General features: G+C 54.0%; 3 protein-coding genes. 2 read left to right on the plus strand and 1 reads right to left on the minus strand.

The window, feature by feature from the left end; genetic code table 11:
* Window positions 1-407: 407 nt before the first annotated feature.
* Window positions 408-836: an EamA family transporter gene (locus B2W96_RS10605; protein ID WP_293010263.1), complete on the minus strand. Its 429-nt coding sequence runs from the start codon at window positions 834-836 to the stop codon at window positions 408-410.
* 1,159 nt (window positions 837-1,995) lie between these two features.
* Between B2W96_RS10605 and B2W96_RS10610 the strand changes: the two genes are divergently transcribed.
* The gene (locus B2W96_RS10610) at window positions 1,996-3,483 is read left to right on the plus strand and encodes a dihydrolipoyl dehydrogenase family protein (RefSeq protein WP_293010264.1); all 1,488 of its coding nucleotides are present in this window, start codon (window positions 1,996-1,998) and stop codon (window positions 3,481-3,483) included.
* 156 nt (window positions 3,484-3,639) lie between these two features.
* Window positions 3,640-4,092, plus strand: coding sequence for a redoxin domain-containing protein (locus tag B2W96_RS10615; protein WP_293010265.1), 453 nt, complete (start codon window positions 3,640-3,642; stop codon window positions 4,090-4,092).
* The last annotated feature ends 248 nt before the right edge of the window (window positions 4,093-4,340 follow it).

Here is a 4,340-nt window from a genome sequence, read left to right on the forward strand (position 1 = left end):
GCAAGCCGTGATCGCCTCTGGCGGTGTGGACGGCTGCGCGGGAAAATCCGTCCTCGCGGTGGATGCGCTTCCCCTGTCCTTTCATCTGGAGCAGCTTCGCCGCATGGAGGATGCCCTGTGCGCCGCTCCGCGCCGCGTGCTCAGCGGCGTATAGTCCCCCTTTTCCCAGAAAGGAGCGGGAAACGGAGGAAGCGGCAGAGTTTTTCAGGTTCACACTCGCTTTTTGGGGACATGCCGGAAACAGTCGCATAAAAACGGACTTCAATATGGAGAAATTCCTGACCGGCGCGGAGCACATTTACAATGGGATATGCACGGCGGGGCCGGGCAGGATTTTCCCGCCCGGCCCCGCTCACTGTCCGATTTTCCTTTTACCGGCGCTCTTTCTTTTGCCCTTCGCAGGGGCTTTATTTGTTGATCAGGAACAGCCCCAACATGCACACCAAGATCCCCACGATTTTGGTGGGACTGATCGTCTCGTGATAGGCAAGCACACCCACCAAAATCAGGCAGACGGCCAAAATGCTGCTGTAAACCAGTTGCCCGCTGCTGACGTTCCAGCCCGCCTTGTACATATAAATGGATCCGGCCTCCAACCCCACCACAGCGAAGCCCAATACAAAGCTGCTCCAATTGATGTTCTGATATTCCCGAAAAAGCGAACCGCCCCGGTTCAGGGCAAAATACATCAGTGCGGAAAACGCCGCGCCGATGACATACGTCACGGTCAGCGCCGCAAAGGGATTGATTTCCGCCGGCGTCTCCTTGGAGCACACATTATAAAATACGTTTGAAAGCACCACTAGCGCAATGGGCCAGATCATTGAAAACGGCATCGTTCTTCCTCCACAGCAAAAAACAGACAGTCAGACAAGCCTGACTGTCGAAAAACAAGCATCCGAGCTATGCCTTATGTTATCATACCACATCTCCGATTGCAAGACGAATCCGCGCCATGCATCCGCTGTCAGCCAGCGCCGCGGCCAGATGAAACCTCCCGGCCCGCAAGCGTCTTATTGCACTTGTATGGTTTTCTTCTTGGCCCTACCATTTCCGTCCAAAAAGTGATACAATGTAGCTTAATAGGATTAAGGAATTTAACTTAACAACTTGAGATTGATGGAAAGCGTGATATCTATGAAAAAATACTGTATCGCTCTTATGGTATGTCTTCTACTTCTTTAAGTTGGTTGTGGGAAAAACACTAAGGACCCCAACGATTCCCCAGAGACAAACGCCAGCAGCTCCGCCGAATCAAATACGCCCCCTGCGGATATTGCCATTGATTACGGAACATCAACGCAATTTACACAGCAAGACATGGATTCGGCGATTGAAACGATTCAACGCGAATTTGCCACATGGGACGGCTGCATATTGCATTCTCTTTCATTTTACGGTGACGAGGCAGGCAATCATTATCTTAAAGAATACAACACTTGGGGAAATCCCACCTATAAGGAATGTATTGTCTTTGATTCTACATTTCACTCTGCCGTGAAGTCCAGCACAGAAACTGCGTTGGAGGAAGATTCCGAATATACGTGGCAGTGGTATTTGATGAGAGACAGCAACAGCGACCCATGGACGCTTATAACATGGGGCCAGGGCTAAGAGAGTTTTAATGTCGACATCTTTCTGTCAAATAGCCGTACTTAATAACAATAAATATCGGCAATCCCGCATAGCACGGCCCACACAAGGCACAATAAATCCTGCATTTATTACGTCAAAAGCACCCACCCCGCTATACTGGGTGGGCGCTTTTCATGTGCGTTCAAAGGTTCAATTTAGTATTATTCGCCTGTCATATGGGGTTTCGTGCTCCTTGGGCCAAACGTCCCTTCCCGGCAGCTAACCGCTCTGCGTATAAATTCCGGAATTTTCCTTGAATGACTTGACGCGGGCAGGGTTTTCGGTAAAATAGGGAGTATGAGGGACAGGCCCGGGAAAGCCACGCAAGCCCGGGATAAGTCATAAAGGAGGTATCGCAGGGTGAAGCATTTTGATTTGGTCATTGTTGGAAGCGGCGCCGGACTGATGGTGATGGAGGCCGCCTTGGAAAAGGGTCTTCGCTGCGCGCTGATAGAAAAGGCAAAGCTGGGCGGAACCTGCCTGACAAAGGGCTGCATTCCGTCAAAAATGCTGGTTTATCCGGCGGATTTTATCCGGGAAGCGGAGCGGGCTTCCCGCATCGGCGTCAGCGTGGGGCGTCCCGCCATTGACTGGGAGGTGATCTCCCACAGAATGTGGGCACAGATCGACTTCCACAAAACCATCGAAAAAAATCTGGGGCAGCTTCCGAATCTGACGCTGTACAAGGGTACCGGCGCTTTTACCGGTCCCAACAGCATGACCGTTCTGCAAGAGGACGGGACGGAGGAGGAGATCACCGCAGACAAATTTCTGCTGGCGGTGGGAGCCAGAACCTCCGTTCCTCCGGTGGAGGGCTTGGAGGAAGCCGGTTACGTCACCTCGGAAACCTTTTTCGGGGAAAAGTATCCCAAAAAGCCATGGGAAAGTCTTGTAATCATTGGCGGCGGCTCCATCAGCACAGAATTTGCCCACATTTTCTCCGCGTTCGGCACAAAGGTGACGATTCTCGTCCGCTCCGGCGGAATTCTGAATAAGGAGGAGCCGGAGGTCGCAGAATTTGTCAGCCGCCAGTTTACCGAAAACGGAATTGAAATTCTGACCCACAGCACCCCCGTCTCCGTCCGGGCCGAGGGTGGGAAAAAATACGTCACCGTGGAAAACGCCGCCACGAAAGAGCAATCTGTTTTAGAGTGCAAGGAAATTTTTATGGCCTCCGGCACCCGCTCCAATGCCGACACGCTGGCCTTAGACAAGGCCGGGGTGGAGATGGACAAACACGGCTGGATTGTGACAAACGGGTATCTTGAAACCTCTCAGCCCGGCATCTGGGCGCTGGGGGACGTGAACGGGAAGTACCAGCTCCGGCACAAGGCCAATTTTGAGGCCCAAATTCTCAGCCAAAATCTGTTTTCCGGCGAAGGTAAGCAGGAGGTGCGCTACGACGCCGTTCCATGGGCCGTTTTCACCCATCCGCAGGTGGCGCATCTGGGCCTGACGGAACAGGAGGTGCAGGAGAAGGGCATCCCGTATCAGACGGCATACAACCACTTTTCCGAGGTGGTGGGCGGTCGGGCCATGGGCTATCGAAAGCGCGACGGAGACGACGGGTTTGTGAAGGTGATTATCGGGTATGATAAAAAGCTTCTGGGCGTTCACATTGTGGGCCCGCAGGCGGCGGTGCTGCTTCAGCCCTTCGTATATCTCATGAATGCGGGCTATCAGTGCCAGAAGGTCCGGCGCGCCATGGCCGCTTGGGAGGTGGACGACCTGCGAATTATGTACCCCAACCTCGGGACCTATGCCCCCATCAACAACTCCATGGTTATCCATCCCTCCCTCAACGAGCTGACCGCATGGGTCTTTGAAAAAATTCACATTCCGGACTGAGTTCCCAACCCATGACGGTTTTCATAGAAAGGCCATACAGATACCATCGCTTCCCCGGAAAGCTGTTGGGTAAACACAAAACACCCCTAACGCAGGAGCGCGCCGTCCGGGCCGGGTCCGCTCCACAAGCATTATTTGAAAAGAGGAGGATTCAGCATGAACGCAATTCAAGTGGGCGCAAAAGCCCCCGACTTCACCCTGTCCGACGGATTCGGCAAGGAAATCAAGCTCTCCGACTATCGGGGCAAACAGGTACTGCTGTCCTGGCATCCTCTGGCGTGGACAAGCGTGTGCACCGACCAGATGCGGGCGTTAGAGCGTAACTTCGACGCTTTCGCAGAGAAGAACACCGTGGCCATCGGACTGAGCGTAGACCCAGCCCCGGGTAAAAAGGCCTGGGCCACAGTTCTGGCCATTGAGAACACCCCCCTTGTCAGCGACTTCTGGCCTCTGGGCAAAGTTTCGCAGGACTACGGCGTGTATATGGAGCACCACGGCATGTCCGGCCGGGCCAACGTGCTGGTGGACGCGGTAGGCACTGTGAAATGGGTCAAGGTCTATCCCATCGGGGAGCTGCCGGACATCGACGAGGTTCTCTCCGCCCTGTAAGAGGCGGCTTACCTCCAATGGAATCTCCCGGCCCATGACGGGTGGAGAAAACCTCCCATCTATTAAAAGGAACGCGGGCCGCAATGCGGCCCGCGCTTTTCCGTTTCTTTTAATATTCCGCGACGCCCTCATACACCAGCGTTGCATCGGCAGTGAGCGTCATCTCTTCCCCGGTATAGCGGACAACCATGTCCCCTCCGGCGGCTTTCACCGTGATGTCCCGATTTTTCGGGCAAAGGCCCAGCTCC

The organism is Oscillibacter sp. UBA6647 (genome assembly GCA_002455655.1).
Taxonomy (GTDB): domain Bacteria; phylum Bacillota; class Clostridia; order Oscillospirales; family Oscillospiraceae; genus Oscillibacter.